The sequence below is a fragment of the Pseudomonas sp. BIOMIG1BAC genome (genome assembly GCF_001705995.2).
Lineage (GTDB): Bacteria > Pseudomonadota > Gammaproteobacteria > Pseudomonadales > Pseudomonadaceae > Aquipseudomonas > Aquipseudomonas sessilinigenes.
In genome coordinates, this window is sequence record NZ_CP049045.1 from 6,833,201 (window position 1) to 6,855,246 (window position 22,046).

General features: G+C 61.1%; 17 protein-coding genes and 3 pseudogenes. 12 read left to right on the forward strand and 8 right to left on the reverse strand.

Annotated elements, in window-relative coordinates:
- Together ATY02_RS31800 and ATY02_RS31805 are read left to right on the forward strand one after the other, a co-directional pair.
- Window positions 1-2,403 carry an efflux RND transporter permease subunit gene (locus tag ATY02_RS31800; RefSeq protein WP_023082917.1) on the forward strand — a complete coding sequence of 801 codons (2,403 nt, stop codon included), beginning with the start codon at window positions 1-3 and terminating at the stop codon, window positions 2,401-2,403.
- 10 nt (window positions 2,404-2,413) lie between these two features.
- Window positions 2,414-3,376, forward strand: coding sequence for a WD40/YVTN/BNR-like repeat-containing protein (locus ATY02_RS31805; RefSeq protein WP_023086261.1), 963 nt, complete (start codon window positions 2,414-2,416; stop codon window positions 3,374-3,376).
- A gap of 84 nt (window positions 3,377-3,460) precedes the next feature.
- On the opposite strand, the gene ATY02_RS31810 is transcribed toward ATY02_RS31805, so the two are convergent.
- Window positions 3,461-4,327, reverse strand: coding sequence for a phytanoyl-CoA dioxygenase family protein (locus ATY02_RS31810; protein ID WP_003089190.1), 867 nt, complete (start codon window positions 4,325-4,327; stop codon window positions 3,461-3,463).
- A gap of 294 nt (window positions 4,328-4,621) precedes the next feature.
- Here ATY02_RS31810 and ATY02_RS31815 point away from each other — a divergent pair, with 294 nt between their 5' ends.
- Entirely contained in the window at window positions 4,622-5,389 is a 768-nt protein-coding gene (locus ATY02_RS31815) for a hypothetical protein (protein WP_228022242.1), read from the forward strand.
- 62 nt (window positions 5,390-5,451) lie between these two features.
- On the opposite strand, the gene ATY02_RS31820 is transcribed toward ATY02_RS31815, so the two are convergent.
- The gene (locus ATY02_RS31820; protein WP_228022317.1) at window positions 5,452-5,676 is read right to left on the reverse strand and encodes a type II toxin-antitoxin system RelE/ParE family toxin; all 225 of its coding nucleotides are present in this window, start codon (window positions 5,674-5,676) and stop codon (window positions 5,452-5,454) included.
- Between ATY02_RS31820 and ATY02_RS31825 the strand changes: the two are divergent.
- The 4 genes and pseudogenes from ATY02_RS31825 (at window position 5,653) to ATY02_RS31840 (ending at window position 10,509) form a co-directional block, all read left to right on the forward strand.
- Window positions 5,653-6,202: pseudogene (locus ATY02_RS31825) on the forward strand (recombinase family protein). The gene ATY02_RS31820 and the pseudogene ATY02_RS31825 overlap by 24 nt on opposite strands.
- 3 nt (window positions 6,203-6,205) lie before the next feature.
- A complete protein-coding gene (locus ATY02_RS31830; RefSeq protein ID WP_065990646.1) occupies window positions 6,206-9,172 on the forward strand; it encodes a Tn3 family transposase in 2,967 nt (988 codons plus the stop codon).
- Window positions 9,173-9,228: 56 nt separating this feature from the next.
- Window positions 9,229-10,170 carry a tyrosine-type recombinase/integrase gene (locus tag ATY02_RS31835; protein ID WP_228022243.1) on the forward strand — a complete coding sequence of 314 codons (942 nt, stop codon included), beginning with the start codon at window positions 9,229-9,231 and terminating at the stop codon, window positions 10,168-10,170.
- 78 nt (window positions 10,171-10,248) lie between these two features.
- Window positions 10,249-10,509, forward strand: a complete 261-nt coding sequence (locus tag ATY02_RS31840; protein ID WP_022676121.1) for a hypothetical protein — start codon at window positions 10,249-10,251, stop codon at window positions 10,507-10,509.
- A 3-nt stretch (window positions 10,510-10,512) separates the two neighbouring features.
- On the opposite strand, the gene ATY02_RS31845 is transcribed toward ATY02_RS31840, so the two are convergent.
- Genes ATY02_RS31845 through ATY02_RS31855 form a run of 3 tightly spaced genes read right to left on the reverse strand, consistent with a single transcriptional unit; the run spans window position 10,513 to window position 12,239 of the window.
- Window positions 10,513-10,782, reverse strand: coding sequence for an HNH endonuclease family protein (locus tag ATY02_RS31845; protein WP_082209094.1), 270 nt, complete (start codon window positions 10,780-10,782; stop codon window positions 10,513-10,515).
- Window positions 10,783-10,788: 6 nt separating this feature from the next.
- The gene (locus tag ATY02_RS31850) at window positions 10,789-11,091 is read right to left on the reverse strand and encodes an SCP2 sterol-binding domain-containing protein (protein ID WP_022676120.1); all 303 of its coding nucleotides are present in this window, start codon (window positions 11,089-11,091) and stop codon (window positions 10,789-10,791) included.
- On the reverse strand, window positions 11,088-12,239 hold the full coding sequence (locus ATY02_RS31855) for an aromatic ring-hydroxylating oxygenase subunit alpha (RefSeq protein ID WP_068587002.1): 1,152 nt from the start codon (window positions 12,237-12,239) through the stop codon (window positions 11,088-11,090). Before ATY02_RS31855 ends, ATY02_RS31850 begins: the two co-directional genes overlap by 4 nt.
- A 78-nt stretch (window positions 12,240-12,317) precedes the next feature.
- Between ATY02_RS31855 and ATY02_RS31860 the strand changes: the two genes are divergently transcribed.
- On the forward strand, window positions 12,318-12,986 hold the full coding sequence (locus ATY02_RS31860) for a TetR/AcrR family transcriptional regulator (protein WP_083236627.1): 669 nt from the start codon (window positions 12,318-12,320) through the stop codon (window positions 12,984-12,986).
- Here ATY02_RS31860 and ATY02_RS31865 read toward each other — a convergent pair.
- From ATY02_RS31865 to ATY02_RS31875, 3 genes are all read right to left on the reverse strand, one after another.
- Window positions 12,958-14,196: an MFS transporter gene (locus ATY02_RS31865; protein WP_068587006.1), complete on the reverse strand. Its 1,239-nt coding sequence runs from the start codon at window positions 14,194-14,196 to the stop codon at window positions 12,958-12,960. The genes ATY02_RS31860 and ATY02_RS31865 overlap by 29 nt on opposite strands.
- 16 nt (window positions 14,197-14,212) lie before the next feature.
- Window positions 14,213-15,199, reverse strand: coding sequence for an MFS transporter (locus tag ATY02_RS31870; RefSeq protein WP_068587008.1), 987 nt, complete (start codon window positions 15,197-15,199; stop codon window positions 14,213-14,215).
- Window positions 15,200-15,362: 163 nt separating this feature from the next.
- Window positions 15,363-15,587, reverse strand: coding sequence for a type II toxin-antitoxin system RelE/ParE family toxin (locus tag ATY02_RS31875; RefSeq protein ID WP_228022317.1), 225 nt, complete (start codon window positions 15,585-15,587; stop codon window positions 15,363-15,365).
- On the opposite strand from ATY02_RS31875, the pseudogene ATY02_RS31880 reads away from it, so the two are divergent.
- From ATY02_RS31880 to recG, 4 genes and pseudogenes are all read left to right on the forward strand, one after another.
- Window positions 15,564-16,113: pseudogene (locus ATY02_RS31880) on the forward strand (recombinase family protein). The gene ATY02_RS31875 and the pseudogene ATY02_RS31880 overlap by 24 nt on opposite strands.
- A gap of 3 nt (window positions 16,114-16,116) precedes the next feature.
- A complete protein-coding gene (locus ATY02_RS31885) occupies window positions 16,117-19,083 on the forward strand; it encodes a Tn3 family transposase (protein ID WP_065990646.1) in 2,967 nt (988 codons plus the stop codon).
- 33 nt (window positions 19,084-19,116) lie between these two features.
- A pseudogene (gene oxyR, locus ATY02_RS31890) lies at window positions 19,117-19,941 on the forward strand (oxidative stress transcriptional regulator OxyR); the annotation flags it as partial.
- Window positions 19,938-22,013: an ATP-dependent DNA helicase RecG gene (recG, locus tag ATY02_RS31895; RefSeq protein ID WP_068579127.1), complete on the forward strand. Its 2,076-nt coding sequence runs from the start codon at window positions 19,938-19,940 to the stop codon at window positions 22,011-22,013. The pseudogene oxyR and the gene recG, both read left to right, overlap by 4 nt.
- Window positions 22,014-22,046 lie beyond the last annotated feature (33 nt).

The following is a 22,046-nucleotide window of genomic DNA, read 5'->3' on the forward strand; positions in this document are numbered from 1 at the left end:
GTGAACGGTTCTGTAAAGCTACCTGAGGCCCCGACACGTGGCCTGTTGTCATATGTCGAAGGTGTGTTGTTCAGGCATCGCCGGCTGGTGCTGGCGAGCCTGGCGGTATTCACGCTGATCATGGGCTGGTTCGCCGTACAGCTGCGCATGGATGCCGGCTTCGAAAAGCAATTGCCGGTAGGCCACGAATACATCGAGACATTCGAGGCCTACCGCAATGACCTGCTGGGGGCGAACCGACTGACCATCGTGGTCAAGGCCCGAGAGGGCGATATCTGGAGCGCCCCGGGCCTGAAGCGGCTGTATGACGTCACCCAGGCGGTGACCTTCCTCCCGGGAGTATCGCGCAGCAGCGTGCGCTCCCTGTGGACGCCCAACGCCTTCGTCAACGAAATCACCGAGGAAGGTTTTCGTGCGGATCCGCTGGTACCCGGAACGGTTTCTCCCGAGCACCTGGATGACCGGATCATCGCGAAGATCGCCAATTCCACTGCCCAGGGCGGCTTCATCGGTACGCTGGTTTCCCGGGACCAGAGCAGCGCGATGATCACGGTGGAACTCAACGAGTACGATAGCCAGGGCGCCCATCTGGACTACGTAACCTTCAACCATCGGCTGGAGAAAGAGATCCGCCAGCGCTTCGAAGACGGCGATTTCGAAATCCAGATCATCGGTTTCGCCAAGCAGATCGGCGACATCGCCGACGGAGCTTCAGCCGTGCTGGAGTTCTGTTTGCTGGCGTTGCTGCTGACGGCGGGGGCGGTGTACTGGTATTGCCACTCGCTGCGTTTCACCTTGCTGGCACTGGTCTGTTCGCTGGCCTCGCTGGTCTGGCAGTTCGGCAGCCTGCGCCTGTTGGGCTACGGGCTCGATCCGCTGGCAGTGCTGGTGCCCTTCCTGGTGTTCGCCATCGGGGTTTCCCATGGCGTGCAGCAAATCAACTTCATCGTGCGCGAGATCGCCATCGGCAAGAGCGCCGAAGAGGCGGCACGCTCGAGCTTCACCGGGTTGCTGGTTCCCGGGACGCTGGCGCTGGTGACCGCGCTGGTTTCCTTCGTGACGCTGCTGTTGATCCCGATCCCGATGGTGCGGGAACTGGCGATCACGGCTTCGCTTGGCGTGGCCTACAAGATCGTCACCAACCTGGTGATGTTGCCGTTGATGGCGTCGTTGCTGCGCGTCGACGACAAGTACGCAGCCGCCCAGGAGGTTTCCCGGCAGCGTCGCAGCCGTTGGCTGCGGGGCCTGGCCCGGCTCGCCGAGCCACGCAAGGCGCAGTGGGTGCTCGGCGCGGCCTTGGCGGTGTTCCTGGCGGCGATCTGGCAAAGCCATGACCGCGTCGTCGGCACGCTGCAGGCGGGTGCGCCGGAGTTGCGCGAGGACTCGCGCTTCAATCGCGACGCGGTCTCCATCGCCAGCAACTACGACATTGGCCTGGACTGGCTCAGCGTGGTGTTCGAAGTCGACAAGGCTCCTTCCGAGGTGGCCTGCGAGGATGTTGCCCTGGGCCAGTACCAGGATCGTTTCGTGTGGGCCATGCAGGGGGTGCCCGGCGTCCTCTCGGTCGCGTCCTTTTCCACCACCATGCGTCAGTTCAACGAGGGCTACAACGAAGGCAACCCGAAGATGGCGGCGGTGCCCATCGACCCGATGAACTACGCCGCGCTGGCCACCGAGGTTGCGCGAACCCCCGGGCTGATGCGCACCGATTGCAGCATGTCGGCCGTGCACCTGTACCTGGCCGATCACAAGGCCACGACCATCAACCGAGTGGTGGACGCCGCCAAGGCCTTCCGCAGCGAGTATCCGATGTCAGGCATTTCGATTCGCCTCGCCTCCGGCAACGCCGGCGTCCTGGCAGCGATCAACGAAGAGGTGGAGAAGAGCGAAACCCCCATGCTGCTTTACGTCTATGCCGCCATCGCCTTGCTGGTGTTCGTGGTCTATCGCGACTTGCGGGCAGTCCTGGTGTGTTGCCTGCCGCTGACCATCGGCACCTTCATTGGCTACTGGTTCATGAAGGAGCTGCAGATCGGCCTGACCATCGCCACCTTGCCGGTGATGGTGCTGGCAGTGGGCATTGGCGTCGATTACGCCTTCTACATCTACAACCGCCTGCAACTGCACCTGGCCCATGGCCAGACGATCACCAAGGCGGTGGAGTACGCGCTGCTCGAGGTGGGCGTCGCCACCATTTTCACCGCCATCACCCTGGCCGTTGGCGTGGCCACCTGGGCCTTCTCGGAGCTCAAGTTCCAGGCCGACATGGGCAAGCTGCTGGCCTTCATGTTCGTCGTCAACATGGTCATGGCCATGACCGTGCTGCCGGCCTTCGCCGTATGGCTGGAGCGGGCGTTCCCGCGCAAACGTCCCGTGCGCATGATCGGCGCGCTGGTGCACTGAGGAGAGAAGCATGAAGTTCAGGGTTTCATTCACCGCGGCCTTGCTCGCAGCAGGATTGCCGCTGATGTCTCTCCAGGCCGCGCCGTTGCAGGCCGTGCCGGCCGTGCAGGCGGGCAATGCCACGCAGGCCACCATGCTGGCCGCCGGCTGGGCCGGAGAGCGGGTGGTTGCCGTGGGCGACCACGGTATCGTGTTGTTGTCCGACGACCAGGGCAGGCAGTGGCGCCAGGCACGCTCGGTCCCACTATCCACGCCATTGACGGGTGTGTCCTTCGTGGATGCCAGGCACGGCTGGGCGGTGGGTCACTGGGGCGCGATCCTGTCCACCGCCGACGGCGGGGAATCCTGGCAGGTCCAGCGCCTGTCGAGCGAAGAAGACCGGCCGCTGTTCGCCGTGCACTTTTTCGATGCCCGGCAGGGCGTTGCGGTAGGGCTCTGGTCGTTGGTGCTGACCACCGAGGATGGCGGCAAGACATGGACGGAGCAGCCGTTGCAAGCGCCTCCAGGAGCCAAGCGGGCCGACCTCAACCTGATGGGGCTGTTTGCCGACAACCACGGCACCCTGTACGCCACGGCCGAGCATGGGCAGGTGCTGCGCTCCGACGACCAGGGGAAGAACTGGCGTTACCTGGATACCGGCTATGAGGGCACCCTGTGGTCTGGCGCGGTGCTGGCCGATGGGCGTCTGCTGCTGGGTGGTCAGCGTGGCACCCTGTTGCAGGGCTCTGCCGATGGCAAGGCTTTTCGCAGAGTGCCAACGCAAGGCAAGGGCTCGGTCACATCCATAGCAGTGGCTGGCGCTCGGGTACTGGCGGTCGGGCTTGACGGACTGAAGGTACGGAGCAGGGATGGTGGAAACAGTTTCCAGGAAGCACCGTCGGCTGACGGCCTTTCGCTGACGGCGGCACTGTTCAACGCCGACGGCACGCCGCTGCTGTTTTCACGTCGCGGAGTAATGCCCCGCCAGGAATGAAAGTGTTCACCGGCCTCTTTGCTTGTCCGGGGACGCGGTTGGGCCTGGCGCCTTCGGGGCCAGGCCGGCCAGCGTGGAAGGCTTCTAGAGCTGGAGATAGTCGGCCAGGTCTGCGTAGTTATGTTGCCACAGGCCTGGGCTGCCATTGGGGTACTGGGAGCGGAAGCCGAGGATCTTCTGAACGCGCGGAGCAAGCGTTCTGACCAGTTCGAGCGGCACGATCAACGGGTAGGCCTCTTCAGGTGTGATGATCGAAGCCTGCATCGGGATGGTCAGCCCGCGACGGTAGAAGTCAGCGGTCACGTTGGCCCCGCCGCCATGAACGACTTTCCCGCCGAACAGCACGGCATCTCCTGCTTTCAACAGGGCAGGGATCGTCATTTCTGGGGTTCCTACATCGTCGAAGTCATCCCAGTCCTGGCTCCCGGGGATCAAGCGCGTGGCACCGTTTTCCTCGGTGAAATCGGTCAGCGCCAGCATCAGGTTGGTGATGGTGCGCGGCGCATGTTTATTCATGGCCACGAACGGTTGGTACTGCGCCATGTCGCGGTGCAGCATTTGCGCTTTGTTGCCTGGGCCGATCTCGATCAACTGGGCCGTGGTCAGCCACCAGTCACCGCACTCCGCGGCGTAGAGCACGTTCCCCAGGTCGTGAAAGAGGTCGTCATCGAGGATCTCCTCGCGAAAGGTCTTGCTGTGGGTGACGAGGTTGGTGAGCCGTTTGGTCTGGCGGCCATGGAACTCGGCGATCAGCTCGTGCTGGTGCTTGGAGCCGGCCTCGAGCGCGGCCAGGGGAGCGTCCAGTTCGTTGTTGATCCGTGCGACTTGTTCGGGGGTCATGAAGTTGCGGATGATCACCGCACCTGCCTGGTCGCTCAGCAGTGCAATCTCTTGCGCTGGAGTCGAGCGGGTTACGACGGGCAGGCTGAAGGTATCGCGAGAGGCTGACATTGAAAGAACTCCGGATTGAAGGAACGGTTGGCGCAGGCGGGTCGCTGCCCGGGCAACGGGCACCGGCGAACAAGCCCGCTTGCCACTGCGCTAAACCCCAAAAAAAGAACATGGAGCGTCACGGCGCCTCCTTGTATTTTTTTGTTCAGGCAGTGAGTTCATGCTAGGTTTCCCCCAACCTTGCGCCAAGGTACGAACTGCACCATTTCCTCTGTGATTTTTGAGTGTTTTGCACCGCCCATGACCAGTACGCCATCCTCCTGGCCACGCCCATCGGAAGCCGTTCGTGAACTCATGCGCAAAGGCGCCGAGCTCGCTCAGACGCTGCCGCCGGAGTGGGTCGAGCGCCTCAATCAGGCGCTGTTCTCTTCACCGGAAGATGCCAAGCTGCTGGAGGACCCGGTCATCCTCGCGGCGTGCCGGCGCGCCAACCGCGCAGAGTTGCTGCATTGGGCGAACGCCAATCTGCAGCGCCCCGGAGAACCGGTGCAACCCTACGTCTCGGCCGACATGGTGGACACGGCCAGGGAACTCGCCCGCAGAGGGCTGTCCGAGCTGCTGATGAATGTCGCGAGGTCGACACAGAACACCGCCTGGGAGCTATGGATGAAGATGGCCTTCAACCTGACGCAGGATCCCAGGGTGCTTGAGGAATTCCTGGAGGTCTCGTCGCGGTCCATCTCGGAGTTCATCGACAGCAACATGCGTGTGGTGACCCAGATCATCCTCGAAGAAAAGAGCGCCCAGGCCCATGACGACCCGATCGACAAACGAAGCCTGGTCAGTCGGCTGCTCGAGGGCAGGGATGTGGATACGGAGCAATTCGGCAGGCGGCTGGGCTACAGCCTTTTCCAGAAGCACTACGCCGGCCTGGTCTGGTGCGAAAGCCCGGACGCCGAGATCCGCCTTCTGGAGGATGTGGCGCGTACCCTGGCGCAACTCACGGGCACGGCGGCGCCGTTGATCGTATTCGCCGGCCTCGCGACCCTGTGGGTCTGGAGCCATGCGGCGAAACCGCTGGACCTGGGGAGCCTACAGAATTCGGAAAAAATCGTACGCTAAGGTTTTCCGATCAGTCATAGGCTCGCCAGTTTGATGTGTTCCGTTCCTGGCCCAGCCAAAACCTATCGGTCTTCGCGGGTGTGCCACAGGCGCAGCAGGTAGATAGTGGAATCCACTATCTCGTAACGCATCTCGTATTGGCCGATCTGAATTCGGCGTACATCCCTTGGTTCGAACTCTTCTAGTCGTTCGCCAATGCGCGGATTGGTCAGCAGCGTGGTAGGTGCTGCTGTAAGTTCATCTACATAGCCTAGGGAGGCCCCTTGCAGGGGCAACGTATCGGCTATGTCCGGGTCAACAGCTACGAACAGAACCCGAAATGTCAGCTGAAACAAAACGAGGTGAACAAACTGTTCACCGACAAGGCCTCTGCCAAGGATACCCAGCGTCCGTAACCGGAGGCCATGCTTGGCTTCGTCCGTGAAGGTGATACGGTCGTGGTACACAGCATGGATCACTTGGCCCGCAACCTGGATGACCTGCGCCGCCTGGTGCAAAAAAATGACCAAGCGCGGCGTGCGTATCGAGTTTTAGAAGGAAGGGCTGGTATTCACGGGAGGTGATTCGCCGATGGCCAACCTGATGCTGTCGGTCATGGGAGCCTTCGCCGAGTTCGAGCGAGCGCTCATTCGCGAGCGAATCGCCCAGGCCAAGCAACGCGGCGGTTACCGGGCTCGTAAAAAAGCCCTGTCCGACGAACAGACTGTCGCAGTCCGGCAACGGGCCGCTGTCGGTGAACCAAAGGCCCAGCTAGCCCGTGAGTTCGGTATAAGTAGGGAAACCCTTTACCAGTACCTACGCACGGATGACTGATACATGCCCCGTCGCTCGATACTCTCGGCTTCTGAGCGCGAGACTTTGCTTGCGCTGCCGGAAAGCCAGGACGATCTGATCCGCTATTACACCTTCAACGAGTCCGACCTGTCGCTGATCCGTCAGCGACGGGGTGATGCCAATCGTCTCGGCTTTGCCGTGCAACTCTGCCTGCTGCGCTACCCCGGTTACGCGCTGTCCAGCGACAGCGTGCTGCCAGATCCGGTCATTGAGTGGGTGGCACGACAGGTTCAGGCTGCGCCCGAAAGCTGGGCGAAGTACGGTGAGCGCGATGTCACCCGCCGTGAACATGCCCAGGAGTTGCGAACCTACCTGGGCTTGTTGCCGTTCGGGCTGTCAGACTTTCGCGCCCTGGTACGTGAGCTGACCAACCTTGCCCAGCAGACCGACAAAGGTTTGTTACTGGCTGGGCAGGCTCTGGAGAGTCTGCGTCAGCAACGGCGGATTTTGCCGACCCTGACGGTGATCGACCGGGCCTGCTCCGAAGCAGTGGCGCGAGCGAACCGGAGGATCTACCGTGCTTTGATCGAGCCGCTAAGCCAGCAGCATCGCAACAAACTCGACGAACTGCTGACCATCAAGACAGGCAGCAATAGTACCTGGTTGACCTGGCTACGGCAGTCACCGTTGAAACCGAATTCGCGGCACATGATGGAGCACATCGAGCGGCTGAAGATTTTTCAACTGGTGGCCCTGCCCGAAGGGCTCGACCGGCATATCCACCAGAACCGCTTGCTCAAGCTTGCCCGCGAAGGTGGGCAGATGACGCCGCAGGATCTTGGCAAGTTCGAGAACGAACGGCGCTACGCCACCTTGGTTGCCGTGGTGCTGGAAAGCACCGCGACAGTGACCGATGAACTGGTGGATCTACACGACCGCATCCTAGTCAAGCTGTTCAGCAGCGCCAAGAACAAGCATCAGCAGCAATTTCAGAAACAGGGCAAGGCGATCAACGACAAGGTTCGCTTGTACTCGAAGATAGGTCAGGCCTTGCTGGAGGCCAAAACTACCGGTGGCGATCCGTTCGCCGCCATCGAGGCGGTCATCCCCTGGGACGAATTCGCCCAGAGTGTGACCGACGCCGAGCTACTGGCCCGTCCCGAAACCTTCGACCATTTGCACCTGGTCAGCGAAAACTTCAATACTCTGCGCCGCTACACTCCAGCCTTTCTGGAGGTGCTTCAACTCCGGGCCGCACCGGCAGCTCAACGTGTGCTGGATGCCATCCAGCAGCTGCGCGAGATGAACGCAGACAACCTGCGCAAGGTGCCATCGGACGCACCAACTGCGTTCATCAAGCCGCGCTGGAAACCGCTGGTGATCACGCCGGAAGGCATTGACCGGCGTTTTTACGAAATCTGCGCCTTGTCTGAACTGAAAAACGCGCTGCGTTCCGGCGACATTTGGGTCAAGGGCTCACGGCAGTTTCGTGACTTTGAAGATTACCTGCTGCCGCCCGCGAAGTTTGCCGCGCTCAAGAAGGAACAGGCGCTGCCATTGGCGACCAATCCCAACAGCGACCAGTACCTAGAGGAGCGCTTGCAGCTGCTAGAGCAGCAACTGGCGACCGTCGCCAAGCTGGCCAAGGACAATGAACTCCCCGACGCGATCCTCACAGAGTCCGGACTGAAGATCACGCCGCTGGATGCGGCAGTACCGGTCACCGCCCAGGCGCTGATCGACAAGACCAGTCAGCTACTACCGCGCATCAAGATTACCGAGCTGCTGATGGACGTGGATGAGTGGACAGGATTCACCCGTCACTTTACCCACCTGAAGGATGGTGCTCAGGCCAAGGATCGAACGCTGTTACTGTCAGCAATCCTTGGTGACGCCATCAACATTGGGCTGACGAAAATGGCCGAGTCGAGTCCGGGTATGACCTACGCCAAGCTGTCTTGGCTGCAAGCCTGGCACATCCGTGACGAAACCTACTCGGCGGCTCTGGCTGAATTGGTCAACAATCAGTTCAACCACACCTTTGCGGCCAACTGGGGAGACGGCACCACCTCATCCTCCGATGGCCAGCGCTTCCGTGCAGGCGGTCGAGGCGAAAGCACCGGGCACGTCAACCCGAAATACGGCAACGAACCAGGGCGGCTGTTCTATACCCATATCTCCGATCAGTACGCGCCGTTCAGTACCCGAGTGGTGAATGTCGGAGTGCGGGATTCGACCTATGTGCTCGATGGTCTGCTGTATCACGAGTCGGATCTGCGGATCGAGGAGCACTACACCGACACGGCTGGCTTCACCGATCATGTCTTCGCCCTGATGCATCTGCTGGGCTTTCGTTTTGCCCCGCGCATCCGCGACCTGGGCGAAACCAAACTGTATGTCCCGCAGAGCGTACAGGACTACCCGACGCTGCGCCCAATGATCGGCGGCACGCTGAACATTAAGCACGTCCGCGCTCACTGGGACGAGATTCTGCGTCTGGCCGCGTCGATCAAACAGGGCACCGTCACTGCCTCGTTGATGCTGCGCAAGCTGGGCAGCTATCCACGTCAGAACGGCCTGGCCGTGGCCCTGCGGGAGCTGGGCCGGATCGAGCGCACGCTGTTTATCCTCGACTGGCTGCAAAGTGTCGAGTTGCGTCGTCGCGTGCACGCTGGATTGAACAAGGGCGAGGCGCGCAATGCCCTGGCCAGGGCGGTGTTCTTCAACCGCCTTGGTGAAATCAGGGATCGCAGCTTCGAACAGCAGCGCTATAGGGCCAGCGGACTGAACTTGGTGACCGCCGCTATCGTGCTGTGGAACACCGTCTACCTGGAGCGGGCAACCCAAGGGCTGACTGACGCCGGAAAGCCGGTGAATACCGATATGTATCAATATCTGTCGCCGCTGGGCTGGGAGCACATTAACCTGACCGGCGATTACGTCTGGCGGCAGAGCCGCAAGCTGGAGGAAGGGAAATTCAGGCCGTTACGACAGCTCGGAAAGCCTTAGCGTACGATTTTTTCCGAATTCTCTCGGCTCCCCTTCTTGGCGCGCTTGATCGCTATGTGGGCAGCACACAGGTTCACCTCATAGGGCCCGATCGCTGGAAACAATATCCGACTTGGCGGCGCGAGAACGGGACGGGCCGACACCGCGCCCAGATCAGCGATGCCACCATTGAGTTCGAGATGGGCGCGTTCAACGCCGCCATGAACTTCGCAATTAGCAAACGCTATGTTCCCGCCAGCCAACGCTTCGAGGGTAAGCCAAAGCTCAAAACCATGCGCCGCGACGAATTCACGTTGGAAGAATATCGCAAGCTGCATGCGGTTGGGCGCGCATGGATTGCCAAGGCCACAAAAGCGCCGAGCGCATGGGCGCGCACCATGTGCTACAATTTCATGCTGATAATGTGCAACACCGGGATGCGTCCACCCGAGGCGAAGAACTTGCGCTGGCGCGACATCATGGTTGCCAAGGATCGTGACGGCAAAGAAATCGTCGTCCTATTCGTCCAGGGCAAGGGCAAGTCGCGCAAGCTGGTCGCGCCGAAGAGCGTGGGTGATTATCTCGACCGTATTCGCGCCATCTCAAAAGCCACGCTACCCGATGATCCGGTATTCACCACCATTACCGGCAAACCCGTCAAATTCCTGTATGAAGACGCCGTTGAGAAACTGCTGACCGAGGCTGAACTCAAAATCGGGCCGAACGGCACTCCGCGTTCAACCTATTGCTTCCGGCATACCTATACCACCTTCCGGCTTAGCGAAGGTGTCGATGTCTATATCCTTGCCGAGCAGATGGGCACGTCGGTCAAGATGATCGAGCAGTATTATGGGCATGTGAACACCATCAAACATGCCGACCGTGTTTTGCAGGGCATGAGTGGATGGGAGCCGATGATAAGCGATCCGGCAGACAGTGGCGGCACGGCCCGCGCATCGGCAGGGGCAAAGGCACGGCTCGCGACGCCAACTCACCGGGCGCGAACGCCACGGCAGTAAATCACCTTCCTATCAGGCCGCGCCCTAACAGCGTCGCGCTGCGATGCGCCGCGTGGGCTCCTATCGCCGGTCGCCGACATGCCGCTGGCATTCTTGGTTAAGCAGATCGGTGCAGATTGCTTTGCAGACCTATGGCGCATCGAGCTTCAATGCGACCTGCCATGCAAGCCTTTCCGCCCGTATCCCGATGCGCCGCTGGCGCACTTGATCGGGACATGGGCCAAGCGGGCAACGGAAATAGGCGCGCCGAGCCTCAAGCACCCCTTTGCCCGCGTCTTCGTCGCAGTTGTCGCCGCTACGCCGCTGGCGAATTCAGAGTGGCGCAATAAAGTGATTTGAAACCTACGGAATGCTCGCAGGACGAGGCCACAGCTGGATTGCCAAGGGCAATAAACCTTGCGCTCGCTTTTGCAGGACGGCCTCATCCCACACGTCTTGATCGGTCAGCAATTGGAAATAGCTGTTCAGCATCAAACTGCTGTTTGCTGCGATTTCTGGGCGCTTCTCGGCAAAGGCACAATTACTCAAAGTCGAGTTATAGCCGGGCGTGGCCAGAGTAAGGTTGCCGATACAGTGCAGCAATCGGTGACCCGTGATGCTCCTATGAAATATCTCCCATCAAAACATGCGGTGCCCCAGCTCGATCAATTTGGCGACGTTGTTCATATCGCCAGTGATGACAATCTTGCCGTTGTTGATAGCCCGGCGTGGGTCAAGCGAGCCGCGCGTCAGCGCCAGCCAGTCGGTCCAGCTAACGGCGATATGTGTGTCTGCTGGCTCCCCCAGTTCCGCGCACCGGACGCCTTGCGCGATACCGTCAAGCAAGACTGCGCCATCATCGCCAAAATCAATAGCCACCCGCGCTCCCGCAATCCACGCGCGGTTTTCGGCCATTTGCCCGATCAGCTCGTCAACGGTCATGCGGCATCCGCCCCGGCCATTTTCCGCGCGATCCAATCGTGAAACGTTTTCACCCTATGTTCTTCTGGCATCAGGACGCCAGCCTTAAACGGACTGGTGCGCAGACCGCGCTGGTTCAATTCGCACACTTCTTCATCTTCATTTTGCACCTGTTGATTGAACGCAACAATCTGGTGCAGATCGAAATTGGGGTCGGCCAAAGCCGCTGGCGCCACCAGCACCTCGCCGGTGACTTCGGTCTGTTCCGGCCCCTTGGGGCGATAGGACACGATGCTGATATAATCGACATGCGCGACGATGAACAATGTTGGCCAGATCACACAATAGACCTGGCCAGCGTTGCGCTGGTCCTCTGTCAATCCAGGAAATTCGGCGGTGGCGGCCGCTCCGCTTAACGTCCAGCTGCGTGCGCCATCACGCAAGCCATGTTCGGGTTCCATGCTGTCGGGGGTCCAATCGGGCGCATCAGAATAAGTGCCCAGCCCTTTTCTATGGATTGGAATGAGGTCGCATAGCGATGGATGAACACCCGGACAATGCAGGCATTCGTGGAAATTTTCCCACAGAATTTTCCAGTTGCATTCAACCAGATGGGTTTCGCGGCTTGCGGTTACCAGCTCGCGCATTGGCCAGTTATCAAGGTCATGCAGGCCAAAGGCATTGTCTGCGCCAAAATCATCGCTGCTTTCCACCGGGCGGACAAACAGCAGCCCATTCCAGTCGATCAGACCAACGCTGCGCAGACCATGATCCGCTTTGTCGAAATCGGGCGCGTGACTGGCCGCAGCGGTTCTTGCCAGTGTGCCGTCGGCGTTAAAGCTCCACGCATGATAGGGACATAATATCCGTCCGCCGCGCAAAGGTTGTTCGTCGGCGGTGCACAGTTCGGATCCGCGATGCGGACAGACATTGTGATAGGCGCGGACATCGCCGTCTTTGGCTCGAACCAGCAGGATATTGGTGCCTGCCACATCCACCCGGCGCATCGTGCCAGGGGCTATATCCGACAGCGGCCCGACATAATTCCAGCCTTTTTTCCATATATTGTGCAATTCATCGGCATAAACGTTCCCATCGATATAGCGCGACGGCGGCAGCGACGGGGTGGCCTCGCGCAGCAGCGGGGAGAGGGGATGGATCTGTTGCATGATGGCGTCCCGTGTTCTACCTCAGATAAGTACACTTTACCTGTCAGCTGACAGGCTGTCAATTCCAGAGCGTCGCTTATGCAAAATGCCAATTCTCATATTACGATTGACGGGGGCGTTAGCCTGCAAGAGGCGATATCTGGCATTCGCGGACCGCGCCCGGCGCATACCGCTACAGCGTGTGAAATCTTGGATGCCGCTGTGGCGCTGGTCGAAGAAGTGGGCGCAGAAAATTTTTCGGCGCACAAGGTGGCGGAACGTTCGGGCCTGAAGCTGGCTTCGGTACAATATTATTTTCCGACCCGCGCGGCACTGGTGCGCGCAATGATCGAATATTGGATCGATGATTATCATGACCGCCTGATTACCAAACTGACGGGTCAGTCGGCTGATCCAGCAGCAGCCATGCGCGATTATCTGGATTTTCTGATGGTTGAGTCGCTCGCGCTGCGCGGCCGCGCATTCTGGAATTATGTCTGGTCCCTTGCCGATCTCGACGCCGACGTCAGCGCCGCACTGACGCAGTTTATGACGCTCTATCGCTCGTTGTTTGCGCTGCTGATCCGCCGGGTCAATAGCGCGCTCTCCGAACGGGAAGCCCTTCGCTTGGCAGCGGCGCTCAGCAGCATGATCGACGGGATTGGATCGGTGGTGGGGGAAGGCAGGCCGACCGACGCTGACCTTGCCGGCATTGAGGATATGGTCAAGTCCTTGGCATTCAGGATTGCGGTGGAGGTACCCCGTTAAGGTTGCGTGACCATGCAGCAGCGGCGAATGCCGGGGCTGCAAGCAACAGAAACGCGACGGCGATGCTCACTGACCACAGCGGCCCGTGCGATATATCGGCCGTCAGGCCAACCGCCGCTGGCCCCGCCATCATGCCCGCCGCCTGTACCGCAGGCATGAGCGATGCCGCCGCCGAAGCATCTTTTTGTCCGGCTAGCGCGCCCAATTGAAATGGCGCGATAAAGGCACTAGCGCAGGCCCCGATCAGATAATAGCTGACGTAAGTCGTTGGGCCAAGCACAAGGTAGAGCGGGGACACGCACAGCAGGATGATCGCCGTTCCGCCGATAAAGGCGGGTAGACGCCCGATCCGTTGGCCAATCGGTGCAGCCGCGAGGCTGCCGATCACTGCAAGCACAGTCGATCCCACCAGCAACTGGCTCATTCCCGACAATGACATGCCGACATCGCTGCCGAGCACTTCGGAAAAAGCCCATGATGCCTGCGTGGATGCCGAGAGCAGCGCAATGGACAGCAACAGCAACCAGCTTGGCCGGGTGAGACTGGCAGCCGGTACCACCAACGCCGCCGGGTTTGCTGACCTCTTTGGCAGCAAGCCCACTAACGGCAGCGCTGTGACGAAGCATCCTGCGAGCAATATGATAACGCCGGTCCAGCCAAGCGCATCGCCAGCGACCGGTAACAGCAACAGCACCACCAAACCGATCACCAACTGTGCCGTAAAAGCATAAGCAAAATTGCGATCAGGTGCGGCGCTTTCGGACAGCACAACGATCGCAATGACGATCAACGGACCGCCGCCGAATATGCTGGCTGTCGCGCGGATGATACGCAAGACGTCAGGTGAGAGGGTAAACGCCGTCGCCACGATCCCGGCGATCATCACCAGCAACGCCGCCAGCGCGGCTGCCCGCCAGTTGAAGCGGGTTATCCACCAGCGCGCGGTGAGCGCGGCGATCACACCGCCCAGTGACTCTGCACCAGCGAGCAGACCGATTTCGCGCTCGGTCAGCGGCACCCGCTGTGCCAGCAGCGCAAGATAAACCGGGGTTATATAGGTGATGAGCGGGGCGAGCGCGTAGAGCAGCCACGCGGCGCGCGCCGCAAGAACCGCGGGCCGTTCTTCAGCATTGGCGGGGTCAAGCGCCAGCAGCGTGGTTGTCGGATCGCTGCGGCGGGTCAGCTTCATAATCGACTGGAATAACGACATTATTTTGTTTCCGGCGTCATTGGGTGCCGCCGTGATCGCCACGCGGCAAATTCGGGCGCAGGCGCGCCAAAGGCCATGCCAGCAACAGCAGCGGCCCCAGCGCCCATGCTAACCCCCATTGAGTCGACAAGCCAAGGCCAAGGCCACCCAGCGCAGGCGCGATCGCCCCGCCGACGGTATAGGCCGCGATGACGATCGATACCGCCAGCGACTGCCCGCGAAACGAGCGGCCTACATGGATCATCGTCAGCGTATAAATCGCGCCGCCCGCGCCGCCCCAGATAATGGCGGCAAGCCAGATCATCGCATCAATGCCCGATCCCAACGGCGCTGCCAGCAGCGACAGTAACAAGGTAGCGCACAATATCTGCATCATCGGCCCGATGCCAAAGCGGTCGGCCAATCGCCCGACCGGATATTGCATCACCAAGCTGGCCACGGCGATGACGCCGGTAAGGATGATTGCGCTATCAGTGGCGATAGCGCCAAGCCGTTCAGCTTGAATCGGGGCCAGTACATTCAACCCGACCTCAAAAACACCGCCGATAAAGCCTAGCGCTGCGAGCGGAAGAAAGACGTGCCACGACGCGTTGCCGCCGGGCGTATCATTTGTGGCAAATTGCACCTTTTCAGCCGTTCCGCCTATCAGCACCGGCAGCCATGATGCGACCGCAAGCCCAATCGCGACATAGCCCGCGCTATCGAGCGTCAGCGCGAACAAAGGCACCAAGAACGGGCCGATGGCATAGGCGGCGGCGACAAGCGTTTGATAGAAGCCAGTTACGCGGCCCAGACTGTCTATCGGAGCAGACCATGCGATCATCGCCTCAACCGCGCTCCAGCGATAGGCGGCGCCAATGCCGACCAACCCCGCGCCGAGGCACAGCGACGCATAATCGCGGCTAGCGGCCTTCACATAGCTGCCATATCGTTCGTTCCACTCGCGCCGGGCTGCCAGATATGGCGTTTCCGGGGCGCTGGACGGTTCCTTACGCTTTTTCATAGTCACTCCGCCAACAGGTTTTATAGTCTTGAGACTATATTCTTGAACACAAATCGGCCTTAGTGGGGAGCCTACAGAATTCGGAAAAAATCGTACGCTAAGGTTTTCCGATCAGTCATAGGCTCGCCAGTTTGATGTGTTCCGTTCCTGGCCCAGCCAAAACCTATCGGTCTTCGCGGGTGTGCCACAGGCGCAGCAGGTAGATAGTGGAATCCACTATCTCGTAACGCATCTCGTATTGGCCGATCTGAATTCGGCGTACATCCCTTGGTTCGAACTCTTCTAGTCGTTCGCCAATGCGCGGATTGGTCAGCAGCGTGGTAGGTGCTGCTGTAAGTTCATCTACATAGCCTAGGGAGGCCCCTTGCAGGGGCAACGTATCGGCTATGTCCGGGTCAACAGCTACGAACAGAACCCGAAATGTCAGCTGAAACAAAACGAGGTGAACAAACTGTTCACCGACAAGGCCTCTGCCAAGGATACCCAGCGTCCGTAACCGGAGGCCATGCTTGGCTTCGTCCGTGAAGGTGATACGGTCGTGGTACACAGCATGGATCACTTGGCCCGCAACCTGGATGACCTGCGCCGCCTGGTGCAAAAAAATGACCAAGCGCGGCGTGCGTATCGAGTTTTAGAAGGAAGGGCTGGTATTCACGGGAGGTGATTCGCCGATGGCCAACCTGATGCTGTCGGTCATGGGAGCCTTCGCCGAGTTCGAGCGAGCGCTCATTCGCGAGCGAATCGCCCAGGCCAAGCAACGCGGCGGTTACCGGGCTCGTAAAAAAGCCCTGTCCGACGAACAGACTGTCGCAGTCCGGCAACGGGCCGCTGTCGGTGAACCAAAGGCCCAGCTAGCCCGTGAGTTCGGTATAAGTAGGGAAACCCTTTACCAGTACCTACGCACGGATGACTGATACATGCCCCGTCGCTCGATACTCTCGGCTTCTGAGCGCGAGACTTTGCTTGCGCTGCCGGAAAGCCAGGACGATCTGATCCGCTATTACACCTTCAACGAGTCCGACCTGTCGCTGATCCGTCAGCGACGGGGTGATGCCAATCGTCTCGGCTTTGCCGTGCAACTCTGCCTGCTGCGCTACCCCGGTTACGCGCTGTCCAGCGACAGCGTGCTGCCAGATCCGGTCATTGAGTGGGTGGCACGACAGGTTCAGGCTGCGCCCGAAAGCTGGGCGAAGTACGGTGAGCGCGATGTCACCCGCCGTGAACATGCCCAGGAGTTGCGAACCTACCTGGGCTTGTTGCCGTTCGGGCTGTCAGACTTTCGCGCCCTGGTACGTGAGCTGACCAACCTTGCCCAGCAGACCGACAAAGGTTTGTTACTGGCTGGGCAGGCTCTGGAGAGTCTGCGTCAGCAACGGCGGATTTTGCCGACCCTGACGGTGATCGACCGGGCCTGCTCCGAAGCAGTGGCGCGAGCGAACCGGAGGATCTACCGTGCTTTGATCGAGCCGCTAAGCCAGCAGCATCGCAACAAACTCGACGAACTGCTGACCATCAAGACAGGCAGCAATAGTACCTGGTTGACCTGGCTACGGCAGTCACCGTTGAAACCGAATTCGCGGCACATGATGGAGCACATCGAGCGGCTGAAGATTTTTCAACTGGTGGCCCTGCCCGAAGGGCTCGACCGGCATATCCACCAGAACCGCTTGCTCAAGCTTGCCCGCGAAGGTGGGCAGATGACGCCGCAGGATCTTGGCAAGTTCGAGAACGAACGGCGCTACGCCACCTTGGTTGCCGTGGTGCTGGAAAGCACCGCGACAGTGACCGATGAACTGGTGGATCTACACGACCGCATCCTAGTCAAGCTGTTCAGCAGCGCCAAGAACAAGCATCAGCAGCAATTTCAGAAACAGGGCAAGGCGATCAACGACAAGGTTCGCTTGTACTCGAAGATAGGTCAGGCCTTGCTGGAGGCCAAAACTACCGGTGGCGATCCGTTCGCCGCCATCGAGGCGGTCATCCCCTGGGACGAATTCGCCCAGAGTGTGACCGACGCCGAGCTACTGGCCCGTCCCGAAACCTTCGACCATTTGCACCTGGTCAGCGAAAACTTCAATACTCTGCGCCGCTACACTCCAGCCTTTCTGGAGGTGCTTCAACTCCGGGCCGCACCGGCAGCTCAACGTGTGCTGGATGCCATCCAGCAGCTGCGCGAGATGAACGCAGACAACCTGCGCAAGGTGCCATCGGACGCACCAACTGCGTTCATCAAGCCGCGCTGGAAACCGCTGGTGATCACGCCGGAAGGCATTGACCGGCGTTTTTACGAAATCTGCGCCTTGTCTGAACTGAAAAACGCGCTGCGTTCCGGCGACATTTGGGTCAAGGGCTCACGGCAGTTTCGTGACTTTGAAGATTACCTGCTGCCGCCCGCGAAGTTTGCCGCGCTCAAGAAGGAACAGGCGCTGCCATTGGCGACCAATCCCAACAGCGACCAGTACCTAGAGGAGCGCTTGCAGCTGCTAGAGCAGCAACTGGCGACCGTCGCCAAGCTGGCCAAGGACAATGAACTCCCCGACGCGATCCTCACAGAGTCCGGACTGAAGATCACGCCGCTGGATGCGGCAGTACCGGTCACCGCCCAGGCGCTGATCGACAAGACCAGTCAGCTACTACCGCGCATCAAGATTACCGAGCTGCTGATGGACGTGGATGAGTGGACAGGATTCACCCGTCACTTTACCCACCTGAAGGATGGTGCTCAGGCCAAGGATCGAACGCTGTTACTGTCAGCAATCCTTGGTGACGCCATCAACATTGGGCTGACGAAAATGGCCGAGTCGAGTCCGGGTATGACCTACGCCAAGCTGTCTTGGCTGCAAGCCTGGCACATCCGTGACGAAACCTACTCGGCGGCTCTGGCTGAATTGGTCAACAATCAGTTCAACCACACCTTTGCGGCCAACTGGGGAGACGGCACCACCTCATCCTCCGATGGCCAGCGCTTCCGTGCAGGCGGTCGAGGCGAAAGCACCGGGCACGTCAACCCGAAATACGGCAACGAACCAGGGCGGCTGTTCTATACCCATATCTCCGATCAGTACGCGCCGTTCAGTACCCGAGTGGTGAATGTCGGAGTGCGGGATTCGACCTATGTGCTCGATGGTCTGCTGTATCACGAGTCGGATCTGCGGATCGAGGAGCACTACACCGACACGGCTGGCTTCACCGATCATGTCTTCGCCCTGATGCATCTGCTGGGCTTTCGTTTTGCCCCGCGCATCCGCGACCTGGGCGAAACCAAACTGTATGTCCCGCAGAGCGTACAGGACTACCCGACGCTGCGCCCAATGATCGGCGGCACGCTGAACATTAAGCACGTCCGCGCTCACTGGGACGAGATTCTGCGTCTGGCCGCGTCGATCAAACAGGGCACCGTCACTGCCTCGTTGATGCTGCGCAAGCTGGGCAGCTATCCACGTCAGAACGGCCTGGCCGTGGCCCTGCGGGAGCTGGGCCGGATCGAGCGCACGCTGTTTATCCTCGACTGGCTGCAAAGTGTCGAGTTGCGTCGTCGCGTGCACGCTGGATTGAACAAGGGCGAGGCGCGCAATGCCCTGGCCAGGGCGGTGTTCTTCAACCGCCTTGGTGAAATCAGGGATCGCAGCTTCGAACAGCAGCGCTATAGGGCCAGCGGACTGAACTTGGTGACCGCCGCTATCGTGCTGTGGAACACCGTCTACCTGGAGCGGGCAACCCAAGGGCTGACTGACGCCGGAAAGCCGGTGAATACCGATATGTATCAATATCTGTCGCCGCTGGGCTGGGAGCACATTAACCTGACCGGCGATTACGTCTGGCGGCAGAGCCGCAAGCTGGAGGAAGGGAAATTCAGGCCGTTACGACAGCTCGGAAAGCCTTAGCGTACGATTTTTTCCGAATTCTCTCGGCTCCCCAAGAAGCTCGAGGACGAGCTGGGGGTGCTGATCTTCGAGCGCAGCAAGAGCGCCGTGCGCCTGACGCCAGTGGGCGAAGGCATCGTCGCCCAGGCACAGAAGGTCCTCGAACAGGCCCAGGGCATCCGCGAGCTGGCCCAGGCCGGCAAGAACCAGCTGGCCGCACCGCTGAAGGTCGGCGCCATCTACACCATCGGACCGTACCTGTTCCCGCACCTGATTCCCCAGTTGCACCGGGTCGCGCCGCAGATGCCGCTGTACATCGAGGAGAACTTCACCCATATCCTCCGCGACAAGCTGCGCACCGGCGAACTCGACGCGATCATCATCGCCCTGCCGTTCCAGGAAGCCGACGTCCTGACCAAGCCGCTGTTCGACGAGCCTTTCTATGTGCTGATGCCGGCCGACCACCCCTGGACCGCCAAGGCCAGCATCGATTCCGAGCTGCTCAACGACAAGAGCCTGCTCCTGCTCGGCGAAGGCCACTGCTTCCGCGACCAGGTGCTGGAAGCCTGCCCGACCGTGCGCAAGGGCGACGAGAACAAGCACACCACGGTGGAGTCCTCGTCGCTGGAGACCATCCGCCACATGGTCGCCTCCGGACTGGGCGTCTCGGTGCTGCCGTTCTCCGCGGTGGACAGCCACCACTACGCGCCGGGCGTCATCGAAGTGCGCCCGTTCAGCGCGCCAGTGCCGTTCCGTACCGTTGCCATCGCCTGGCGCGCCAGCTTCCCGCGTCCACGCGCCATCGAAGTGCTGGCCGACTCGATCCGCCTGTGCTCGGTGGCCCGTCCGCAAACCCAGGAACAACCGCAAATCGCATGACCGAGCTGTCCAGGGTCCCGGTCATCGCGCTGAAGGGCGTAGGCGCCGCACTGGCGGAGAAGCTCGCTCGGGTAGGCCTGGAAACCCTGCAGGACATCCTGTTCCACCTGCCCCTGCGCTACCAGGATCGTACCCGCGTCACCGCCATCGGCGCCCTGCGGCCAGGGGCCGACGCGGTGGTCGAGGGCGTGGTGGCCGGCGCCGACGTGGTGATGGGGCGCCGCCGCAGCCTGCTGGTGCGCCTGCAGGACGGCAGCGGCACCCTGAGCCTGCGCTTCTACCATTTCAGCCAGGCGCAGAAGGACGGTCTCAAGCGCGGCACCCACCTGCGCTGCTACGGCGAAGTCCGGCCGGGCGCCTCGGGCCTGGAGATCTACCATCCGGAATACCGCGCGCTGAACGGCGACGAGCCGATTCCGGTGGAGCAGACCCTGACGCCGATCTACCCGACTACCGAAGGACTCACCCAGCAGCGCCTGCGCCAGTTGAGCCAACAGGCCCTGGCCATGCTCGGCCCCAGCAGCCTGCCCGACTGGCTGCCCGCGGAACTGGCCCGCGATTACCAACTTGGCCCGCTCGACCAGGCGATCCGCTACCTGCACCGGCCGCCGCCGGATGCCGACATCGAGGAACTGGCCGAAGGCCGGCACTGGGCGCAGTTGCGCCTGGCCTTCGAAGAACTGCTGACCCACCAGTTATCCCTGCAGCGCCTGCGCGAAGCCGTGCGTTCGCAGGCAGCGCCGCGCTTGCCGGCGGCCAGCCGCTTGCCGAAACGCTTCCTTGCCAACCTCGGCTTCCAGCCGACCGGCGCGCAACGCCGGGTCGGCGCGGAGATCGCCTACGACCTGGCCCAGGACGAGCCGATGCTGCGCCTGGTGCAAGGCGACGTCGGTGCCGGCAAGACCGTGGTCGCCGCCCTCGCCGCCCTGCAAGCCATAGAAGCCGGCTACCAGGTGGCGCTGATGGCGCCGACCGAGATCCTCGCCGAGCAGCATTTCCTCAACTTCAGCAAGTGGCTCCAGCCGCTGGACATCGAAGTCGCCTGGCTGGCCGGCAAGCTCAAGGGCAAGGCCCGCGCGGCGGCGCTGGACCGCATCGGCGACGGCGCGCCGATGGTGGTCGGCACCCACGCGCTGTTCCAGGATGAAGTGAAATTCAAGCGCCTTGCACTGGCGATCATCGACGAACAGCACCGCTTCGGCGTGCAGCAGCGCCTGGCCCTGCGCCAGAAGGGCGTGGACGGCAGGCTCTGCCCGCACCAGTTAATCATGACCGCCACGCCGATCCCGCGGACCCTGGCGATGAGCGCCTATGCCGACCTCGACACCTCGATCCTCGACGAGCTGCCGCCCGGGCGTACCCCGGTGAATACCGTGCTGGTGGCCGACAGCCGCCGTATCGAGGTGATCGAGCGAGTCCGCGCGGCTTGCCGCGAAGGGCGCCAGGCCTACTGGGTGTGTACCCTGATCGAAGAGTCCGAGGAGCTTACCTGCCAGGCCGCCGAGACCACCTACGAAGAGCTTTCCTCGGCGCTGGGCGAACTGCGTGTCGGCCTGATCCACGGGCGCATGAAGCCGGCGGACAAGGCCGTGGTGATGGAGGCCTTCAAGGAAGGCATGTTGCAACTGCTGGTGGCGACCACGGTGATCGAGGTCGGCGTCGACGTGCCCAACGCCAGCCTGATGATCATCGAGAACCCCGAGCGCCTTGGCCTGGCCCAACTGCACCAGCTACGCGGCCGGGTTGGCCGGGGCAGCGCCGCCAGCCACTGCGTGCTTCTCTACCACCCGCCGCTGTCGCAGATCGGCCGCGAGCGGCTGGGCATCATGCGCGAGACCAGCGACGGCTTCGTCATCGCCGAGAAGGACCTGGAATTGCGCGGCCCCGGCGAAATGCTCGGCACCCGCCAGACCGGCCTGCTGCAATTCAAGGTCGCCGACCTGATGCGCGACGCAGACCTGCTGCCGGCGGTCCGCGATGCCGCCCAATCCCTCCTGGCGCACTGGCCGCAGCATGTCAGCCCGCTGCTCGAACGGTGGTTGCGCCACGGCCAGCAATACGGTCAAGTGTGATCTATTTCGCTCTCGCTGACCGGCGTAGGTCTC

Bases quoted from the DNA above. Each gene is read 5' to 3' on its own strand.
- ATY02_RS31805 (WP_023086261.1), top strand. From the start codon at position 2,414: ATGAAGTTCAGGGTTTCATTCACCGCGGCCTTGCTCGCAGCAGGATTG.
- ATY02_RS31810 (WP_003089190.1), bottom strand. From the start codon at position 4,327: ATGTCAGCCTCTCGCGATACCTTCAGCCTGCCCGTCGTAACCCGCTCG.
- ATY02_RS31815 (WP_228022242.1), top strand. From the start codon at position 4,622: ATGCGCAAAGGCGCCGAGCTCGCTCAGACGCTGCCGCCGGAGTGGGTC.
- ATY02_RS31830 (WP_065990646.1), top strand. From the start codon at position 6,206: ATGCCCCGTCGCTCGATACTCTCGGCTTCTGAGCGCGAGACTTTGCTT.
- ATY02_RS31840 (WP_022676121.1), top strand. From the start codon at position 10,249: ATGCCGCTGGCATTCTTGGTTAAGCAGATCGGTGCAGATTGCTTTGCA.
- ATY02_RS31850 (WP_022676120.1), bottom strand. From the start codon at position 11,091: ATGACCGTTGACGAGCTGATCGGGCAAATGGCCGAAAACCGCGCGTGG.
- ATY02_RS31855 (WP_068587002.1), bottom strand. From the start codon at position 12,239: ATGCAACAGATCCATCCCCTCTCCCCGCTGCTGCGCGAGGCCACCCCG.
- ATY02_RS31860 (WP_083236627.1), top strand. From the start codon at position 12,318: ATGCAAAATGCCAATTCTCATATTACGATTGACGGGGGCGTTAGCCTG.
- ATY02_RS31865 (WP_068587006.1), bottom strand. From the start codon at position 14,196: ATGTCGTTATTCCAGTCGATTATGAAGCTGACCCGCCGCAGCGATCCG.
- ATY02_RS31870 (WP_068587008.1), bottom strand. From the start codon at position 15,199: ATGAAAAAGCGTAAGGAACCGTCCAGCGCCCCGGAAACGCCATATCTG.
- ATY02_RS31885 (WP_065990646.1), top strand. From the start codon at position 16,117: ATGCCCCGTCGCTCGATACTCTCGGCTTCTGAGCGCGAGACTTTGCTT.
- recG (WP_068579127.1), top strand. From the start codon at position 19,938: ATGACCGAGCTGTCCAGGGTCCCGGTCATCGCGCTGAAGGGCGTAGGC.